At 45.6% G+C, this 18,219-nt stretch carries 18 protein-coding genes; 10 read left to right on the top strand and 8 right to left on the bottom strand.

Annotated features, from left to right (window positions below; translation table 11 throughout):
• The first annotated feature begins 4 nt into the window (after positions 1–4).
• Genes CLV42_RS05760 through CLV42_RS05750 form a run of 3 tightly spaced genes read left to right on the top strand, consistent with a single transcriptional unit; the run spans position 5 to position 2,073 of the window.
• A complete protein-coding gene (locus tag CLV42_RS05760) occupies positions 5–844 on the top strand; it encodes a universal stress protein (RefSeq protein ID WP_106600946.1) in 840 nt (279 codons plus the stop codon).
• A 16-nt stretch (positions 845–860) separates the two neighbouring features.
• On the top strand, positions 861–1,697 hold the full coding sequence (locus tag CLV42_RS05755; RefSeq protein WP_106600945.1) for a universal stress protein: 837 nt from the start codon (positions 861–863) through the stop codon (positions 1,695–1,697).
• A gap of 10 nt (positions 1,698–1,707) precedes the next feature.
• Positions 1,708–2,073 (top strand): PEP/pyruvate-binding domain-containing protein, encoded by a 366-nt coding sequence (locus CLV42_RS05750; protein ID WP_106600944.1) that lies wholly within the window; start codon positions 1,708–1,710, stop codon positions 2,071–2,073.
• 211 nt (positions 2,074–2,284) lie between these two features.
• Here CLV42_RS05750 and CLV42_RS05745 read toward each other — a convergent pair whose 3' ends face one another.
• Positions 2,285–3,343, bottom strand: a complete 1,059-nt coding sequence (locus tag CLV42_RS05745) for a response regulator (protein ID WP_106600943.1) — start codon at positions 3,341–3,343, stop codon at positions 2,285–2,287.
• Positions 3,344–3,581: 238 nt separating this feature from the next.
• Here CLV42_RS05745 and CLV42_RS05740 point away from each other — a divergent pair, with 238 nt between their 5' ends.
• Entirely contained in the window at positions 3,582–4,025 is a 444-nt protein-coding gene (locus CLV42_RS05740; protein ID WP_106600942.1) for an Hsp20/alpha crystallin family protein, read from the top strand.
• A 125-nt stretch (positions 4,026–4,150) separates the two neighbouring features.
• Here the strand turns inward: CLV42_RS05740 and CLV42_RS05735 are convergent, their stop codons facing one another.
• The 4 genes from CLV42_RS05735 to CLV42_RS05720 all read right to left on the bottom strand — a co-directional run bounded on the left by CLV42_RS05735 (position 4,151) and on the right by CLV42_RS05720 (position 8,115).
• Positions 4,151–4,987: a hypothetical protein gene (locus CLV42_RS05735; RefSeq protein ID WP_106600941.1), complete on the bottom strand. Its 837-nt coding sequence runs from the start codon at positions 4,985–4,987 to the stop codon at positions 4,151–4,153.
• Positions 4,988–5,279: 292 nt separating this feature from the next.
• A complete protein-coding gene (locus tag CLV42_RS05730; RefSeq protein WP_106600940.1) occupies positions 5,280–5,483 on the bottom strand; it encodes a hypothetical protein in 204 nt (67 codons plus the stop codon).
• A complete protein-coding gene (locus tag CLV42_RS05725) occupies positions 5,480–7,447 on the bottom strand; it encodes an amylo-alpha-1,6-glucosidase (protein ID WP_106600939.1) in 1,968 nt (655 codons plus the stop codon). The genes CLV42_RS05730 and CLV42_RS05725 overlap by 4 nt, the downstream gene beginning before the upstream one ends.
• 11 nt (positions 7,448–7,458) lie before the next feature.
• Positions 7,459–8,115: a BON domain-containing protein gene (locus tag CLV42_RS05720; RefSeq protein WP_106600938.1), complete on the bottom strand. Its 657-nt coding sequence runs from the start codon at positions 8,113–8,115 to the stop codon at positions 7,459–7,461.
• A 175-nt stretch (positions 8,116–8,290) separates the two neighbouring features.
• Between CLV42_RS05720 and CLV42_RS05715 the strand changes: the two genes are divergently transcribed.
• The 4 genes from CLV42_RS05715 to CLV42_RS05700 all read left to right on the top strand — a co-directional run bounded on the left by CLV42_RS05715 (position 8,291) and on the right by CLV42_RS05700 (position 12,468).
• Entirely contained in the window at positions 8,291–9,394 is a 1,104-nt protein-coding gene (locus CLV42_RS05715) for a site-2 protease family protein (RefSeq protein WP_170117409.1), read from the top strand.
• Between the two features lie 64 nt (positions 9,395–9,458).
• Positions 9,459–10,538, top strand: a complete 1,080-nt coding sequence (locus CLV42_RS05710; protein WP_106600936.1) for an efflux RND transporter periplasmic adaptor subunit — start codon at positions 9,459–9,461, stop codon at positions 10,536–10,538.
• Positions 10,535–11,788: an ABC transporter permease gene (locus tag CLV42_RS05705; protein WP_106600935.1), complete on the top strand. Its 1,254-nt coding sequence runs from the start codon at positions 10,535–10,537 to the stop codon at positions 11,786–11,788. The genes CLV42_RS05710 and CLV42_RS05705 overlap by 4 nt, the downstream gene beginning before the upstream one ends.
• A 2-nt stretch (positions 11,789–11,790) precedes the next feature.
• Complete coding sequence (locus CLV42_RS05700) at positions 11,791–12,468, top strand: ABC transporter ATP-binding protein (RefSeq protein ID WP_106600934.1); 678 nt, start codon at positions 11,791–11,793, stop codon at positions 12,466–12,468.
• A 51-nt stretch (positions 12,469–12,519) separates the two neighbouring features.
• Here the strand turns inward: CLV42_RS05700 and CLV42_RS05695 are convergent, their stop codons facing one another.
• The 3 genes from CLV42_RS05695 to CLV42_RS05685 form a co-directional block, all read right to left on the bottom strand.
• Entirely contained in the window at positions 12,520–13,551 is a 1,032-nt protein-coding gene (locus CLV42_RS05695) for a hypothetical protein (protein WP_146154319.1), read from the bottom strand.
• A gap of 185 nt (positions 13,552–13,736) precedes the next feature.
• Entirely contained in the window at positions 13,737–15,188 is a 1,452-nt protein-coding gene (locus tag CLV42_RS05690) for a L,D-transpeptidase family protein (RefSeq protein WP_106600932.1), read from the bottom strand.
• Between the two features lie 72 nt (positions 15,189–15,260).
• The gene (locus CLV42_RS05685) at positions 15,261–16,184 is read right to left on the bottom strand and encodes a 1-phosphofructokinase family hexose kinase (RefSeq protein ID WP_106601346.1); all 924 of its coding nucleotides are present in this window, start codon (positions 16,182–16,184) and stop codon (positions 15,261–15,263) included.
• A gap of 215 nt (positions 16,185–16,399) precedes the next feature.
• On the opposite strand from CLV42_RS05685, the gene CLV42_RS05680 reads away from it, so the two are divergent.
• Together CLV42_RS05680 and CLV42_RS05675 are read left to right on the top strand one after the other, a co-directional pair.
• On the top strand, positions 16,400–17,050 hold the full coding sequence (locus CLV42_RS05680; protein WP_106600931.1) for a YdcF family protein: 651 nt from the start codon (positions 16,400–16,402) through the stop codon (positions 17,048–17,050).
• Positions 17,051–17,221: 171 nt separating this feature from the next.
• Positions 17,222–18,163, top strand: coding sequence for an NADP-dependent oxidoreductase (locus CLV42_RS05675; protein WP_106600930.1), 942 nt, complete (start codon positions 17,222–17,224; stop codon positions 18,161–18,163).
• Positions 18,164–18,219: the final 56 nt, after the last annotated feature.

Raw genomic sequence — 18,219 nt, 5'->3', positions numbered from 1 at the left:
TTCCATGAAAAAGATACTGTATGTAACAGATGTGGTAAAGCTTGACTTATCATCGCTTGATTTTGCCTGTTACCTGTGTGAACTCTCTCATTCAAAACTGACATGTATTTTCCTGGAGAACCTGGTTAGAGAAGCCAGGCCGGCAAAGATGTTAAAGGAGACTGCAATAGAAGGCGGTATTAATGTGCAGACAGAGAATGTTGAAGAGTTAAAGGAACAATGTCTTGCAGACAATATTCAACTGTTCAAAGACAGCTGTGAAAGAAGAGGAGTAACAGGCATCGTTCACCGTGATAGAGGAGTACCGCTGGATGATGTCGTTATTGAAAGCAGGTATGCCGATCTTCTACTGATAGATGCTTCGACCTCATTCTCTGCAGCAAAGGAAGACGTGCCGACACGCTTTGTGACAGATGTGCTGGCCGACGCGGAATGTCCTGTAGTTATCCTGCCGGAAAGTTTTGAAGGGTTGAACAAGATCGTTTTTACCTATGATGGGCGTGCGTCGTCTGTATTTGCCATTAAACAGTTCACCTACCTGTTTCCTGAATTAAAGGAGCACGCGGTAGTAGTGATCACCGTTATGGAGGATAGAGATAGACCTTCTCCGGAAGAGAGATACAAGCTGAAAGAGTGGTTGCATGATCACTATAGTGACGTGGATTTTATTATCATAGATGGGAGTGTGAAAACAGGTTTGCTGGACAGCCTGCTGTTGCGCAACAGAGACTTTATTGTTATGGGTGCCTATGGGAGGAATGCTTTTTCCACGCTGTTTACGCCCAGTCATGCTGCCCCGATATTAAAGTTGGTAGCTCAACCGGTGTTCATCGCTCATCACTAACCTTAACATTATTTATATGAAGAAGATCATTGCCGTATTTGACGGACTTAAGTTTTCTGAAAGCACTTTATCCTATACGATTACACTTGGAGAACAGAGCAAGTCCCATATCGTGGGTGTTTTCCTGAATAATATAGCCTATTACAGCCGTAATCCGTACAGGATATTAGCGGAGGCAGACAACAATGCTATTACACTTGAGGAGTTGCAAGAGGAAGATGCTGCAACGCGGGCCAAGGCAGTGGAGAGGTTCAGCGCTGCCTGTAGCGAGGCCGGCCTGAATTATAGTGTACATAAAAATAAGGACACAGCGCTGCTGGAATTGTTGCATGAAAGTACCTATGCTGATCTGGTGATTATTGATGCAAGCGAAACGTTTAACCGGTATACGGAAGATCTGCCCACCCGGTTCATCAGGGACTTTCTCGCCGAGGTTCAATGTCCTGTATTGCTTGCGCCAAAGTTTTACGTGCCCATCAGGAAATCCATCCTGTTGTATGATGGACAGCCATCATCGGTTTATGCTATCAAGATGTTCAGTTACCTGCTACCGGTATTGAATGCATTGTCTGCCGAGGTGATCACTGTGAAGGAGAGTGATGACGATCTTCATCTGCCTGATAACAGGTTAATGAAAGAGTTTATGAAGCGGCACCAGCCTAATGCTGTTTATACCGTTCTGAAAGGTGATCCTGAAGAGGAAATCCTCTCACGTCTGAGGAGCGAAGATGGCAAATCCATTATAGTGGTGGGTGCGTACAGGAGAGGTGTTGTGTCAAGATTCTTCAGGAACAGTATGGCAGATGTACTGATGCGGGAGATAAAATGGCCGTTGTTTATTGCTCACCAGTAAAAGCTGTGTTATGGAAGCGCTGGTAAAAAGTTTTTCTGAGATAAGTATGCAGGATGTTGCCACTGTAGGTGGTAAAAGTGCATCTATGGGCGAGATAATGAAACATCTCAGTCCGCAGGGTATTAATATACCTGATGGTTTTGCTACTACTGCTTTTTCCTACTGGACATTCCAGGACTTCAATAACCTATGGGAACCACTAGAGAAACTGATGGAGGGCCTGGACCGTCATCAGTTCAGTAACCTGAAAGAAACAGGCGCTGCCGCGAGGGCCTTGATCCTGAGAGCAGAGATGCCGGACTTTATAGCGAAGGCCATCAAAGATGAATATTCCAGGTTATGGAAAGCAGATCGGGGAACTGACTGCTGGCTATGATGATAAGAAGCGTTTCTTCATTGAGCGTCTTTCCCAGGGCATCGCCACCATTGCGATGTAAAGCTGATTATGGTTATTCCGGCGCTGGCAGCCTTTCAGGCTTCAACCATTGACAATTACTGATTGGATGATAGTGCTGTTGTGCAGTTTCAGCTCTATGGTTGCGATCAGCGTAATCAGGGCTAAAGTCTTTTGTAGCAGGTAATAGTCACTAATTAGACAATTCGGTGAGCTTCTTTGCATTTGTAATATAAATACAGCCTTCTCTTATATCAATCAGTTTTTCATCTCTGAAATCACCTACTGTACGGATCAGTGATTCTTTGGCAACACCAGCTATAGCAGCCAGGTTCTCGCGGCTGATGTCAATGCCAAATTCGGCTGAAGAAGAAGGATTATATTTTTTGCTGACTGTGATCAATGCTTCAGCTACTTTTTTCCGTAATGAATTATAAGCAATGCCCAGTAGTTGTGTTTCCCTTTCTGCAACATTGTTAGCAAGGAGAAGGATGAAACGCTGCATTACCTGTGTATTGATGCTTGTAAGGTCCTCAAAATCTTTTCGGGGTATGATAGCCAGCTCACTTTCTTCCATTGTTTCCGCGCTATCCTTATAGGTGCTACCTTCAAGTAATGCAGAGTATCCGAGGAAATCGCCTTCATTGTACAACCCCGTGATCAGCTCTTTACCATCCTCGTTCCTTTTATAGGTTTTTACCTTGCCCTTGATTATATAAAAAAGGCAGGAAGGGTGATTACCTTCCTGGTAGATGCTCTGTTTCTTTTTATACCTGTTAATGTTACGCCCTTCTTTCAGGCTGTTCATAGCCTGGTCGGTAGATACCATTTTAAGCAGGGAATCCACCCCGTTTAAACCGCTTAACATCACGTCTCTGATACTGGCGGCTTTCTTTAATCTTGACTCCACGGAGTTGAGTAATTCAGTAGGATTGAACGGCTTGGTGATATAATCATCCGCCCCCATATCCATACCCTTACGTATGTCTGCCCGTTCAGTTTTAGCAGTCAGAAAAATGAAGGGGATATGACGAACGTTGCTTTTTTTGTTCAGCATGTGTAATACGCCATAGCCGTCAAGTACCGGCATGGCCAGATCACATACGATCAGATCGGGGTGATGTTCTTCTGCCAGCTGAACGCCTACTTTGCCGTCGGGGGCAGTCAATACTTTGTAGTTGGCAAGTTCAAGTATTTCTGCGGTGTTTTCGCGAACATCAGCATTATCTTCTATAAGTAGTATTGTGAGCATAAAGACATGCTTTTTGCAGAAAAATGGGTTAGAGATAAAAGTATCAGGTAGTCGTCCATTCAAATTTAAGCATAAATCCCTTAAAAGGAGCAGGTATATGGCTATAAGATTTCCTATCCCTGGTAGTTGACAATAATCATCGGGTACCTTGAGTATCATCATTTTTCCCGGGTTATAGGAAGTGTAATTTAGCGGTGTTAACATTTATTGTCACATTAACTAAAACAAGGAGGTAATTATGTCCACAAGCTTATTAAAGGGAAGCACATTGCTGCCTACTTTTTTTGATGATATGTTCAAACCATGGAAAGATTTGTTTGAGGGTAACGGGGTCCGTACCTGGACGGCAACTGTTCCTGCGGTGAATATCAGTGAAGAAAAGGACGCATTCAAGCTTTCATTGGCTGCGCCTGGCATGAGCAAAGCTGATTTTAATGTAGATGTTGATGGTGATATGCTGACCATCAGCGCAGAGAAAGAGGAAAAAAAGGAAACTAAAGATGAAAAGATCAGCCGGGAAGAATATAACTACTCAAGTTTCTCGCGCAGTTTCCGTTTGCCTGAAGGCGTAAAGAAAGATGGTATTTCCGCCGTTTACCAGGATGGCGTACTCAAGTTAAGCCTTCCCAAAAAAGAAGAGAGCAAGAACGGAGGACAGGCCCAAAAGATTCAGATCAGTTAAGAAAGAAAATAGCACCGCCGGCCAGGGTTTCAATAAACTTTGGCCGGCGGTTTTTTATGCCAACAAAAAAAGATAGCGATTGGGGTCGCTATCTTCTTTTGTTGGCGTATCTCAAAGTGACAATCTCATGGATGAGTGATGAACAGTGGTCCTTTCATTATGCGGAGTATATTTTCAGCACTGCTGCTGTTGAAAAAGCGTGATAATCTGCTTCTTCCATAAGCCCCGAAAGTAGTGATGTGATCTTGTTTTTGATCCAGGTAAGCCTGCAGCACAGTATCCGCTTTGCCAGAGAATATTTTGTAGCTGACATTTTTGTTGTAGCTGTCCAGGTATTCTTTTAGCAGCTTTTCATGTGGAATGGTATCATGCCCTTTTTCGCATACGTAAACCACCGTAGCGTCTTTGGCTACCAGTTCGGGAAATATGCCAGCAAACGCTTTTATGGCGTACATGGAAGAGAAGGTACCATTATAGGTAAAAATGACGCCTTTCACTACGGACATATCTTCCGGTATTACCAATACAGGGCACTGCGCGTTTGACAGTACATTTTTGACAAATCCTGTTGGTTCGGTGTCAAAAAGGAAGGGAAAGGACAGTTCTTTTCCAAGCAGTACCAGGTCTGCAAAGCGGCTTTCCAGGATTACTTCTTCCGCAGCGAAGCCTTTATCGTTATGTACAGCACATGTAAGACCGCGTGTCAGGCATGCCTGACGCATGGATTCAGTATTTTCTTTGATAATCCTGCTTTTTTCTTCGGATGCTTTTATTACAACTTCATAGTACCGTCCTGGCACGCCCGCAGCGAAATCAGGCGCCATCAACGGCGTGATGCTATTGACCTCTTCCAGCATGACGATGGTAAGATTACCTTTTAGCATACCTGCCATATATTCTATGGCATCCAGTTGTTCTTCTTTATAATTAATGGCATCAATAACTGCAAGTATCTTTTTCATAGTTTTTGTTTTTCAGTGACGGGTTGATGTATCAAAGCTATCTCTTTACGTGCGCCATGCCTATGACATTGGTTGCTTTTGATATGAATATTGTTACCGGACCGAATGACCGTGGTCATGTCGATGTTGCTTGTGATAAATGTGACCATGACACTCCAATATATTCTTATACATTATGTCCATCTGACCAGGGGCATATCTATACGATGGTACAGGAAATGATTTTTGGGAAATACGCGGAATGTATAAGTATACTCTCCGCTGTGCAATAAAGGAATCTTTGCGGCATATATTATTTCGTTTGCCTGCTGCCTGCAGAGTTGTAATTCCTGGTAAGATCAGGGCCGATCATGATATAGTAATCTTTCAGTTTATCCTGTAACAATGCTGCTTTCGTACTTAGTACGGTATGGATACCGCCTACTTTATTACATACCTCCCAGCTTATTTCGAATATATAATCGGGAGACAAAAACTCATTGCCAGGGAGGGTCATATTTGTTGATTTACGGTGTTAATGGTTGCTGTCAGTTGCTGGGTCCTGAATCCGGATATGAGATGTTCCATCCTGATCAGTTCCGCGACACTCCAGGCCTGCGCGACCGCTCCTCCGGGTGTATGAGGGAAATCGCCGCTAAATAATTCAGGAATGTTATTGATACAATACTCGTCCAGTACATATTTAAAGCCATCATAGATCTTTTCCAGGAAGGGTAAAGCCACTGGACCTTCGGCTTTCAGCAGTGCCTCGGTAAAATGTCCCAACAACCAGGGCCATACTGTTCCCTGGTGATATGCCCTGTCACGGGAAGGCTGATCGCCCCCATATGCCGGCAGATATTGTGGGTCGAAAGGGGAAAGGGTTCTCAAACCTCTGGGCGTAAGAAGGTCGTCCTTTACTTTTCCCATAACAGCCCTCTGTTGTGTTGGCAGCAATGGTGAGGATGGCATTGATACCGCAAACAGCTGGTTAGGCCTGACGGACCAGTCGCGTGTTTCGCCATTTACATTGTCAGCCAGGTACTTTTTTTCATCGCTCCAGAAGCAGGCGGTAAAAGATTTTGCTATTTTTTCGGGGTATGTTTCCCAACTTTCGATGAAAGCCTGATCATTAGCCTCTGTAGCGGCATTAAGACAGAAGCATATCGCATTGTACCAAAGGGCATTTACATCTACAGCTTTTCCGGTACGGGGGGTAACAGGGCCTTCAGGTGCTATGGCGTCCATCCAGGTTAATGCCAGCCCTGGGCCTCCTGCATATATGAGCCCATCTTCATCCATATGTATATTGAACAAGGTGCCCTCTTTGTAGGCCGTCAGGATGCTTTTCAGTGTTTTGCCATATTCCTGCCAGATGTCTTTCCATGAATGTGTTTTCTCTGCGTATTGCTGTAAGGCCCATATCAACCACAATGAGGCATCCACAGTGTTATACTGTGCAGATGTACCGGTTCCTAAGTTCGCAAGCAGGCCGTTCTTTATATGTTTTAACTGGTACCTTATGATACTCTTGAAAAGGTGGATCTTTCCTGTCAGTAATGTCAGTCCCGGCAGGGAAATACAGGTATCCCGCCCCCAGCTGCCAAACCAGTAAAATCCGGCTTTGATCCGGTCGGGCAACAGGAACTGTCCTGCCGTTAACAAAAGATGGTCTTTCAGTGTCTCCGGTTTGCTGGCAGCTGTAGCGCCTTTAGTATACTTTTCCTCCAGGGTGCTGACATTAACGGGAGATAGTCCGCCATAGAAAATAACGGAATCACCAGGTATCATCTGCACTTCAAAATAACCGGGGGAATACAGGTCTTCCTGGTAGTCATAGCCCCGTTCTTTTTCCCAGCTGTATTCGATATTGTAATACCAGCATCCGTCAGGCTGGAATGCGCCTTTTTTGAGTTGCAGAAAAAGATCACTATACCCTGGGTAAAGATTAATACTGATACCTTCTTCCACCGTACGTATGGCCGTATTTGCAGCGGTATTGGCTCGTGTAAGCGAATGCATATTGCGGAATGCTACCAGCGGGCGCAGCTGCAATTTAATGGGCTTTATACCTGTCAGCAAAGAATACCTGACCATGATGCCTCCATGAGCATCCGGTACAATTTCTTTCAGCAGCAGATCTTCACCCACCTGGTACCACCATTGGGGTAGCGGATTAGCAGCAAAAGCCTGGATGTATTGCTGGGCAGAAGGCGTTTCTGCTCCGGTATAGCGGTGAAGTGAAAGCTGAATAGATTGATCGTCGCAAATACAGGTCTCTTCCAGGGATGATAGCAGTACATAGTTATCGTCACCCGGAAATGACTGCGGTGTTACCAGCAGACCATGATATTTACGGGTATGGCACCCGGATATTGTACTGGCACTCCAGCTGCCTGAAGGCCCGGCAACCAGGTATTCCCTGGCTGCCGAGAAGTTCAGGTCCTGCATGAGTGGACCATGAAAGCAGTTGTAGAGCATAGTAGCAGGAATTAATAAGGAGCAACAATCAGTTCATCTTTTACATCGACCACGCCGGGCGTTGCCCATACGGCTTTTTCGACTTCATTTCTTTCCCCCCATGAACGTACTTTCCCTTTGAGGATAATGTGATTGCCTTCAGTAATGATGTTGATAGCTGCTGCCTCTACATCTGCGCTACGTTCCAGGGCTTTTCTGATGGCATCTTTAACGATAGATTGGTTGGGTGTTGGTTTTAACCGGATCAGATTAGTTACGCCTTTAACACCCTGGAGGTCCTTTACCAGGTTTTCTGCGGCTTGTTTCTGGTATTGCCATTCCACTTCTCCGTCCAGCGTCAGCCAGCTGTCTTCCACTTTTATGGTCACGCTATCCTTAGGTACGACAGTACTCCATGAAAGTGCATTCAACCCCGCATGTGCGATGTCGATATCTGATTTGCCTTCTCCATTAAAGAAGTGCACGTCGATTTCCATGGCTACAGCCGTTACGTCTTTTACTCTTTTGGCTGCTTTTTCGGCCGCTAGTTTCTTTGTGTAACTGTTTACAACACCACTCAGCGTTACGACGCCGTCATTGACAGAAACGCCTATTTCGGCAGAATCCAGGGAAGGATCCCATAGTAGTTCGTCCAGAACGTCCTGTTGTAATTCAAAGTCTGTTTTCATAATCGAAGAATTGTTGAGTTAAAAAGATTGACTGTTACCGAAATTATTATATATCACAGACCTGTTCAATGATGGCGATTGTGCCGGAAGATGATGTTTATCCACCTGTTTCAATGATAGTCATCATTGATCGCTATTTATGGGTTTCGGAACTTCAGTGTTCAAATTACCTCTCATGAAAGCTACATTCAACCTGTTTACGCTTAAAGGCACCAAAATGGGTATACATTGGACCTTTATCCTGCTGATCAGCTGGATACTGATCGCTGATGGACTTACCGGTAAGACAGCGGTAGAATCCTTGTGGAAGATCATAGCTGTTATGGCGGCTTTCGCTTCTGTCGTACTACATGAATTAGGCCATATGTTTGCCGCCCGCTATTACGGCATACCTGTTAAAGAGATCCTGTTATTGCCTATCGGAGGCATGACACAGTTGAAACGTCAACCGGAAACACCGGGCCAGGAAATAATGATCAGCCTCAGCGGCCCGGCTGTCAATCTTATTATAGCCTTTGCCCTGATACCTTTTTTGTCAGGACATACTCCGTTATGGAGATCAGTACCTTTTTTCCTGAGCATTGACCGGCTTAACTTTATCTTCTTCTTACATGCTGTTAATGTACTGCTGGGAGTGATTAATCTTATTCCGGCATTTCCCATGGATGGAGGCAGGGTGCTGAGAGGAATGATGGAGTTGTTCACTACACCGTTGAAAGCAACCAATATTGCGGTATGGGTCAGCCGTTTGGTATCGTTGTTATTTTTGATCTCAGGCCTGATCAATGCGAATCTGCTGCTTGTTATTGCAGGAGTGGTGCTGATGTTGCAGGGAACTATGGAAAAGCACAATGCCCTTGTACGGGATGCGCTGAACAATGTAATGCTTAGAGATATCCTGGTAACAGATTATCGTACTATATCTTCTTCATTGACATTAAGAGATGCATTACCTTCTCTGACCGATTACCGCCAACCCTATTTTGTGATCACCTCAAATGAGGCCCCGGTTGGAGTTATTGACAGGGGCACGCTTATCCGGAACCTTGATAAAAAGCACATCGATCATCCTGTAAAAGACCTGATCACGGAAGAGCATCCTTCTTTTGATATCGCAATGCCGGCACTTAGCGCGTGGGAAAGTCTGCCTCCGGAAACGGATATGATCATTCCTGTGACCAGCAACGGGAACCTCGTTGGTGTTATCAGCCGGGATGCGATCATTGAATATCTCGCGATGCATAAGCATAGCATCGCTGTCGAGGAAGTATTCAGTTAATAGTATCGGATAAGTCGGCAGCGCTTTGGTGGAGATGGTTCAATAATGAAATAAACATGTTATTATGAGGTATCCGGTGCTGACAGGTTTTCTTTTTTTGTTAGTCGCATGCAATGGCAGGCAGCAGAAAGTCAAACCTGTGCTTGAAAAAATTACCGAATCTGTTTATGCTTCGGGTTTGATAAAAAGTAGTAATCAGTATGAGGTTTTCTCTGCTGTGAGCGGTATTGTGGAAAAGAAGATGGTGAAGGAAGGAGATGTGGTTAGTAAAAAAGATGCCATCTTGTATATTTCCGGCGTCAGACCGCAATTGCAGGCCGAGAATGCCCATATAGCGGCAGATAATGCGTCTCAGGCAGCTAATTTTCGAAAATTGGAGGAGCTCCGTTTAAGTATAAATGACGCAAAGATAAAAATGGATCAGGATGCCTTGCAGCTGCAACGCCAACAGCGTCTCTGGGCGCAGCAGATTGGTAGTCGTAGTGAATTGGAGCAACGGGAGCTCGCCTGGAAAACATCCTGTAACAACTATGAAACGGCCCGCTTGCGCTATGCAGAATTGCAACGTGACATCAGCTTTAACGAAAAACAGGCGTTAAAGAACCTTGAGATATCCAGGTCGCTGGCAAGCGACTATACAGTCAAAAGTGAGTATAGCGGCAAAGTGTACGATATGCTTATTGAAGAAGGAGAGATGGTGAACCTGCAACAGCCTGTTGCAGTAATTGGAGACGCCGCCTCTTTTTTACTGGAGCTGCAGGTTGATGAATATGATATCGTACGTATAAAGCCACAGCAGAGAGTAATCATATCAATGGATAGTTATAAGGGGCAGGTGTTCGATGCGATGGTCACAAAAGTCACCCCCTTTATGCATGAGAGATCGAAGACATTTACCGTTGAGGCCAGGTTCCTGAAGGCTCCTCCGGTCTTATATCCCAATCTGACCTGTGAAGCGAATATCATCGTCGCTGAGAAAGCACAGGCGCTAATTATTCCGCGTTCGTACCTGTTGAATGAAGGCTTTGTGCTATTAACCAATAACGAAAGGAAGAAGGTGTCAACTGGATTGATGGATTATGAAAAGGTAGAGATCATCTCGGGATTAACAGTGAATGATCTTATTATAAAACCAGCACCATGAAGCTGATTTTTAGCATAGCCCGGGCATTGTTACTGGCACGGTGGCGGCAAACACTTGTCGCGGCGATCGGTGTGGCGTTCAGCATTACGATGTTTGTGTCGCTGTTGGGTTTCATGAGTGGGCTTAATGAAATGATGGATGCGCTTTTCCTGAATCGCACGCCTCACATACGCCTGTATAATGAAATAAAGCCAGCGGCTGTTCAGCCGATACTTATGTCTCCGGTTTATCGTTCAGGCTATCATTTTATTCATTCAATAAAAGCTACCGGAAGCAGGCAGGGGATTTATAATGGCATGGCCATCCTGGATGCGTTGCGCAGGGATGACCGTGTGACTGGTATCTCCTCCAGAATAGTGATGCAGGCTTTTTTTAATGAAGGCACCGTTGATATTACTGCGACGGTTAATGGTATCGAGGAGCGTAAGGAAACTGCTCTTTTTCATTTTGAAGATTATATAGTAGCCGGGGATGCATTAATGCTGGAAAAAATGCCTAACAGTATTATTCTTGGTAAAGTCCTGGCTGAAGATCTGCTGGTCCATGTAGGAGAAACTGTGCAACTAACCACGGCTGAAGGCGAACGGTTTCCGCTGAAAGTTGTTGCTATATGGCAGTCGGGTATCCGGGATTTTGACAAGGTCCAGAGCTTTACATCGCTGGGCACGGCTCAGAAGCTACTTGGCAAAACAGCTAATTACATTACGGATATACAGCTTAAGATAAAAGATATCACGGCAGCACCGGCAATGGCCCGCGAATACAACCACCTTTTCAGGGTCAGCGCACAGGATGTTCAGACGCTCAATGCAGAATTTGAAACAGGAAGTTTTATCAGGTCGCTTATATCTTATGCCGTGGGCATCACGTTGCTTACAGTGTCGGGGTTTGGTATCTACAATATACTTAACATGCTGATATATGAGAAAATGGATACTATTGCCATATTGAAAGCCAGCGGCTTTGCAGGACGTGACGTAAGACGTATATTCATTTCCATTGCCATGAGCATAGGGATCGCCGGAGGTGTCACGGGATTGATGGCCGGATTTCTGTTTTCTCTGGGAATAGATCAATTGCCTTTCCGTACCACGTCTTTGCCCACGATCAAAACATATCCGGTAAGTTATGATCCGTTTATCTATTTCATTGGCGGGATTTTTTCACTCGCATCAACATACCTCGCGGGCTGGCAGCCATCGAGAAAAGCCAGCAGGATTGATCCAGTAGTCATCATCAGGGGAAAATAGCCATGGACGACATTATTCTTGAAGCACGCCATATCAATAAATACTTTCACGATCCGGTTGACGTGAAGGTGTTAAGCGATATTAATTTCAGCATCAATAAAGGCGAGTTTGTGACGGTGACCGGTAAGTCTGGTTGTGGTAAATCAACCATGTTATATATTCTGTCTACTATGGATACGGACTATGAAGGAGCGTTATTTATTGACCACGTACCAATGGCCAATAAACCGGAGCCGGAGCTTGCCAGGGTACGAAATGAGAAGATCGGCTTCGTTTTCCAATTTCATTATCTGCTTAGTGAATTCAGTGTGTTGCATAACGTCATGCTACCAGGGCTGAAACTTGCTAAATATCCTGCGCAGGAGATAGAAAAGCATGCAATGGAAAGGCTGAATATGCTGGATATCGGACGGCTGGCCTATAAAAAAGCAAACCAGTTGTCTGGTGGCGAAAAACAGCGTGTAGCGATAGCAAGAGCGCTGATCAATGATCCCTGTATCATTATGGCTGATGAGCCTACCGGTAACCTTGACAAGAAAAATAGTGAAATAGTATTTGACATCTTCAGGCAGCTTGCAGGTGAGCGCAAACAAACGCTGTTGATTGTAACTCATGACCAGGAGTTTGCCGCGCGTACTGACAGGATCATAAAAATGGAAGACGGTAGGATCATCAAGTGATTGGATGCCGAATGTCATAATGATGTAGTTACGTATACATAATAATAAGATTTACTGATACTGAATATAAACAGGACTCGGATACAATGCCAGTACTTCTTCTGGTCGCATTAGCCGTTTACCTGTTTTCGGGTCTACTTTATAAAACAGTTTGAAACCTGTATACTGTACGGGCTCCCGCGCAACAAATCCCGTGTAGCTATCTATCTTTTTAGCAGGTGAGCCAAAACCATCCATATTGATCACTACCTGTACTTCCGGTACTTTCTTAATATCCTTATAGTTGGTGAGCATCGCCTGTGTAAAGCGGTGTACCACCAGTATCTTGGGCGGCAGATTGTATCGCTTTACAATGTCTGACAAAAAGGTAATAGCATAGTTGATATCAGCCGCGTCAAAGGTACCGATGCTGGAACTGGGTACCTGCAAATGCTTCATCGAATATTCAGGATCTATCCCCAGGTGTACTTCCGGCAGGCGTAGATATGTTTCCAGGAGAGGCAGTTCATCCTGCAGGGTGCTTAGGCCTACCTGTACATCCAGGAATAGTAGCGTCTTTTGCTGGTGAGCCATAGTGAGCACTTTATCGATCTGCTCCTTTGGCATACGCAGGCGGTATTTACCGGAAGGCCCCGGATCTTCCTGGGCAGTAACAGCAATGTAATGCAGGGCGGGTAATACGGGGATCATTGTGTCGGCCTGCTGCCACCTGGCTGTTTCCTCCTTCAGCCTCGCCAGCATCTCTTCTTCGGGTATACCCAATACTCCCATTGCAGGTGTATAAAGGTTGCCGTAAAAGGCGAGGACCCTGTGATATGGAAGCAGTGCCCCTTCCGGAGGTACTGCTCCATATGCAGGCCACTTCTCCGATGGATTGTTATGTACAAGATGAAGAAGGTATTGCTGATAGCGTGCGCTATTATCCTTCTTTTCATCTGACAATACGGCTGCAGACCCTGTAGAAGCTTGTTCCAGGCTGTCTTGAGATGTTGTGCGACGATCCTCCGCCACTGGTCGGGTACAGGCAAATATCAAACCTGAAATGCACATGAACGCTGCTGACCTGTAGAACAGTGATAGCATACATAGTTGTTTTTCAGAAGTTAGGTGACAGCTTCACGTGGAAAAAAAGATACTATCCCGGCAATCTGATGACTCTATCATCACACAAAAGTAGTTGTAGCTGGCATATCGACCCGGTCCACGGAGCGTTGATACAACCATAACACTTATTGAAGCCTTAATGTTTGAATAATCCTTATAAACTGTTATCTGAACTTGTTATAGACATCATCATAGAGCCTGATATTCCCCTGTTGATCGGGCCAGGCTACTTCGTACAGTATGAATACCGGTGTTTTTTGCTGAAGGGGCATAACAACAGGCCCTTTCTGTGGGGCAGCAGCCACTTTGACCAGGCTGTCTATACGTTGCGCTTCTTCCGGTAGCAACAGCTTTGCCAGCGGAATAGCATCCTCCACCCGGATACAGCCATGACTGAAGTATCGTTTGTTGAACATAAAATAGCTTTTGCCCGGTGTATCGTGCAGGTAAGTACTGTATGGGTTAAAGAAATTCAGCTTGATGATGCCCAGCGAATTATCACAACCATTCATCTGCCGGAGGGTATAAGGGAAATTGGTGCTGCTAAGCGCTTGCCAGTTGATAGTGGAAGGATCCAGTATTCTCCCGGATTTGTCCAGTACCTGGTAGTTGCCGGCATCCAGGTATGCAACAGGATCACCTTTTATACCGGGCAATAATTCCCTGGTGGCAATTTTGTAAGGCACCGTCCAGTAAGGATACATGATAATCTCGTCTATCCTGCTGGTAAGAGGAGAAGTGGGCGTGTTTTCCTTTCCTACGATAGTGCGGGAATACAGGAGCAGACTATCCCCCTGATATAGGTAAAGGCCTGCTGCGGGGATGTTCACAACAAGCACGGACTGGTATTTGCGTACGCAGTTCAGCCAGCGGAAAGTATTCAACGCATGTTTTAGCTCCAGTAGTCTTTTTTCAAGCGGAATATTCAGCTCTTCCAGTACCCCGCGTCTCAATGCAGCATCTTCGAGGAATTCAAACAGGCCTTGCATGGCCCGGACCTTATTCCGCAAGGTATCTTCGGATATATTGTAGCAGATAGTATCCAAATAACCCAGTTGGTACAGTTTATCTATCAGGGGATGATTGGTGCTGTCTACGAGGTCGGAACTGACCTTTGCGGGATGGCTACTGTTATGTTGTAAACGCTGTGTATAGGAGGCAATCATGCTTTTGATAGCCCGGTATTCAGGGCCGGTAGGTTCCAGTCTGTTGAGCAGTTGTCCGAATGTATTGTCAGAAAGGGCATGGTGCAACAGGTTTGGGATGTCCAGGCAGTCCGGCGTATATTTTAATCCGTCATATCCTACTCTGGTTACTTTAGTACCATATGCCACATCCGTGAAGAATGCAAGGGCGGCTGCCGACAGTTGTTCATCTGCTTCTGCGGAGTCTATGGGCACAATACCGGCTTTCAATTGTTGTACCAGTGTGTAGGCATAATCGCGCTGATCAAGTCCCAGGAGTGCAGACTGTTCGAAATAGTTAAAAAGCAGCTGCCTGTTTGCAGCGCAACTGGTAGGTAGCCAGCACATTTGCTGGCTGGCGGCAACATCAAAATATTGTGCTAAGAACAGGATCAACAGGCAGGCTCTTTTCAGCATACGGCTTTTTACCATAAATGTACTATGGCAGAAAAGACAGGAAAATGATCATGGTTACCGACAGGACTGTTTATAGTCACTTACATATCACCGGTTGATCCACTTATATAAGCGGTATACGTCATCTTTTTTACATAGTTGTGTACCTGCGTTCATGGTGGCGGCGGTGCCACAGGCCACACCAAATCTCGCCACAGCCTGTATCGGTTCTCCTTTGTCCAACATCCAGGCCATACCACCAACCATACTGTCGCCCGCCCCCACGGTAGTATGTTTCTTTACCGTAGGCGCGCTGATCTGTTCGCTCAGGTCCTTGGTGATGAGCAATGCACCTGCAGGTCCCATGGATATCACCAGCACTTCACAATAACCTTTTTCAATGATCTTCCGGGCCTCTTCTGTGACACTGTCCAGTTCCAGGTATTCTTTGCCGGCCAGGCTGCATAGTTCCGACATATTGGGTTTCAGCAGGTAAATGCCCGTCCTGGCGGCATGCAGCAGTGGTTCACCGGATGTATCCACGATCAGCTTTGAACCTGTTCGTTTGCATAAATGTGCCAGGCGGCCAAAGAAATCATCTGGTACACCGGGAGGTAAACTGCCGCTGGCTACGATGATATCAGGGACGGGAAGTATGGCTTCAATGGCAGCGAAGCATCTTTCTACGTCTTCTTCATCCAGTGTAGGCCCAGGCATCACAAAGCGGAATTGCTGGTTATGACTGGTCTCTGTCACCGTGAGGTTCTCTCTTGTTTCTCCCTTTAATGGGACCACTATACTGTTAATACCTAATGTTATCAGCAGCTCCTGCAATCTTCTGCCGTTCGCACCTCCGGCGGGGTAAAATGCCACACTCTCTCCGCCCAGCTCTTTAATGGTTTTACTGGCATTGATGCCACCACCGCCGGCTTCTATGACCGGCTGTTCGCACCGTAGCTTTTTCTCTGCTAATAGCTTTTCTACCGTGGTACTTTTATCGAGTGCAGGGTTCATTGTTATTGTGAGTATCATGGGCACTGATTTTTCCATTCAAAGGTATTTCATTAAAAAATATGCCGGTATGATCATCGTCATCAGGTACGTATGATGCTCGTCTTTGAAAACTTAACAAAATGACTGATCCGTGAACGTTGCATATAAATAGTATAATTAGTATTATTACAAACGACATGTAAGGCTATGAGTACCTTGCGGATATTGTGATCATTCTCAACGGGAATTAATGTATGTCATCAGCAAACAAGACTTTCGGACTGGCCCAGAAAATATGGGACTACCTTTGTATGCACCAGGAGATCAAAGCATCGGATTGTATGTTGGTATTAGGGAGTCATGATACCAGTGTGGCGGAAAGAGCTGCGGATATTTTCCTGGAAGGATTGGCGCCCCTGATTGTATTCTCGGGTGGCTTCGGATATCTGACACAGGAGGCGTGGAAAGTAAGTGAAGCAGAAACATTTGCGGAACTGGCCATTAAAAGAGGTGTACCGGAATCGGCTATCCTCCTGGAAAACAAATCGACCAATACGGGTGAAAATGTTGTTTTCAGTATGCAATTACTGAAGGCGCGTGACATTCATCCGTCGAGTCTTATACTCGTACACAAACCTTACATGGAGCGGCGTACCTATGCCACTTTCAGGAATCATTTTAAAGAGGTACCCATATCAGTAACCTCTCCGCAGATATCCATGACCGACTATCTCTCCAGTGGCATTATACCCTACGAAACGTTTCTCGATACACTGGCGGGTGATTTATACAGAATAAAAACATACAGCAGCAAAGGGTTTCAGATACCGCAGGAAATACCGGAGGATGTATGGGCCGCCTATACTGAGCTTGTAGGTATGGGATTTGACAAGCGTATCAACTAGCTCTTATCTTCACCGTTTTTCCAGATATGCCCTGAAGGGGCTATTGGGCTTTCGTATGCCCCCAACCTTGAAAAATACCTTTCTTACCCAAATAAATACTCTTTCCGGGGGATGCTTTGCCGCAATTTTGAGGTGTCAAACAGAAACACTGAACGAATCAACGTAAAAGCAATGAAAGCGATTATTATCAATGAATTTGGCGGAACAGACAAATTGGAATATACCACGCTCCCCGAGCCGGTTATTAAGGAAGATGAAGTCCTGGTAAGGGTGCATGCGATTGCCATTAACCCGGTAGACGTAAAGACAAGACAGGGAAAGGGTATTGCCGGTCTTATTAAAAGCGGGATGCCTTTTATCTTAGGTTGGGATATTTCGGGTGTAGTTACGGCAGTAGGTAGCGAAGTAAAGGTGTTTGCCGCAGGAGATGAAGTATTTGGGATGGTTAACTTTCCGGGTCATGGCAGGGCATACGCGGAGTATGTAGCCACTCCGGCTGCTCATCTGGCTAAAAAGCCCGCCGGTATTACGCATCAGCAGGCCGCCGCCACGACATTAGCGGCATTGACGGCCTGGCAAGGTTTATTTCAGCAGGCAGGACTGAAGAAAGGACAGCGGATACTGGTACATGCAGCCGCAGGAGGCGTAGGCCATTTTGTGGTACAGCTGGCTAAACATGCAGGCGCCTATGTAATAGGTACTTCTTCCGCCGCCAACAAGGACTTTGTGTTGGGACTGGGGGCTGATGAACATGTAGATTACAGGAACCAGCTATTTGAAGATGAGGTAAAAGATGTTGACCTGGTATTTGACTGTGTCGGCGGTGAGCATGTCAGACGATCTATCGCAGTAGTAAGGCCTGGCGGAATGATCATCAGTATTCCCGGTAGTGTTCCGGAAGAGGTGGCAGCGGTAGCAAAGGAAAATGGTGTAAAGGCCTTTTTCTTCCTCGTTCAGTCCAGCGACGCTGACATGACTGCATTGGCGGATCTGCTTGAACAAGGTATCATCGTCCCATATGTAAACCATTTTGATTTCTCCCAGATGGATATGGCGCACCAGCAGCAGGCATCAGGTACTACCCGGGGAAGGATCGTGCTGACCATCCTTTGATAGATAGATAAAAACATCTGTTTTTGTATTACCTTGACAGCTGAATCAGGACTTTC

This window comes from Chitinophaga ginsengisoli (assembly GCF_003014595.1).
Taxonomy (GTDB): Bacteria; Bacteroidota; Bacteroidia; order Chitinophagales; family Chitinophagaceae; genus Chitinophaga; species Chitinophaga ginsengisoli.
Note: the sequence above shows the minus strand (reverse complement) of the source record. Positions and strands in the feature narration are given on the sequence as shown.